A 1,075-nucleotide genomic window follows, 5' to 3' on the forward strand; every position below is an offset into this window, starting at 1 on the left:
GCCTCCAGCGACAGGAGGTTCGGAGCAGATGTATAAGTCCGCATGGCCGATGCGTCGGCGGGCAAGTCCCATACACTCGGATAAATGGCGTTCGGATTTCTATTGTCGTTATAGATTAACTGCTGTTTCCAAACAAACCACTCGCCCATCCCAACGAAACCGGACTGCGAATTGCTGATAATCCCATTGTAGACCGTCGGGAAAGTCGTTTGTCCGCTAGTGGTTCCAACCAGCCTACCCATGACAGTATAAAACTGTCTTGCTGTGACAACGTTATGGTTTGTCGAACCGACCAGCGCGTAGTAGCTTTGAAAAGCACCGCATTCAACTCGATTGCTCAGAAGATCAACCTGCCTGAATTCAGACATTGGAACATACCCCATATTGGGGTACGCATTAGTTATTCTATAGAACGTATTGACGTTAAAAAACGCGTCGCCCGTACTGCCAATATTGCTACCTGAAATAACGACATTGCCCCTATCATTGGTGATGTTGAAGCTCGCCGGGAGGGTGGATAGCTCTGCCGAGCGATAGAAAAACGGGTTGGTCGGGAACACATAAGACAGGTTCTGTGTCTCCGAATTGAAGAAGAACCTGTCAAATGCCGTGTTTGCCAGCGTCAGCGGATCGTCAGCGTCATACTTCAAGCACTTCAAAACCGGGCCAACGCCCGGTTTGTAGCCGATAAATGTCTGGGTCATGTGAATATCCGCAGATCGGCTAAGTTGTCATAGCCGCGCATGATGAACTTGCCGTTGTTGGACTGAAGCACGTCGAAATACAGCGTTCCGAGACGGGCATTTTGAATGTAGACCTGCCCGTTCTGCACAACGAACGGATAGGTGAATGTGCCGTTATTGTTCGGATCGGCAATCGCAAACTGGTTGGACACAACAATGAACTGGCTACCCGTCGGGGTGACATTGATGAACCAGCCAGCCTGTTTCCAAGTATCGCCTGTGTTGATGCGCGCGTAAGCCGATATTCTGGCCGATGTGCCACCGCCGCCGACTGTTGACGTCATGCGCCAGCCAGAGTTAGCCACGGTTCCGTCAACAGACGCATTCACGTC

Annotated in this window: 2 protein-coding genes; both read right to left on the reverse strand. The window is 50.9% G+C overall.

Features of this window, described 5'->3' with window-relative positions; all coding sequences use genetic code 11:
* The coding region (locus HWD97_RS24180; protein ID WP_371835799.1) for a hypothetical protein at positions 1 to 704 on the reverse strand (704 nt) is incomplete at its 3' end.
* Positions 701 to 1,075, reverse strand: a 375-nt coding sequence (locus tag HWD97_RS24185) for a DUF1983 domain-containing protein (RefSeq protein WP_371835800.1), incomplete at its 5' end; no start/stop codon positions are given. The genes HWD97_RS24185 and HWD97_RS24180, both read right to left, overlap by 4 nt.

The organism is Ochrobactrum sp. C6C9 (assembly GCF_022627935.1).
Lineage (GTDB): Bacteria > Pseudomonadota > Alphaproteobacteria > Rhizobiales > Rhizobiaceae > Brucella > Brucella teleogrylli.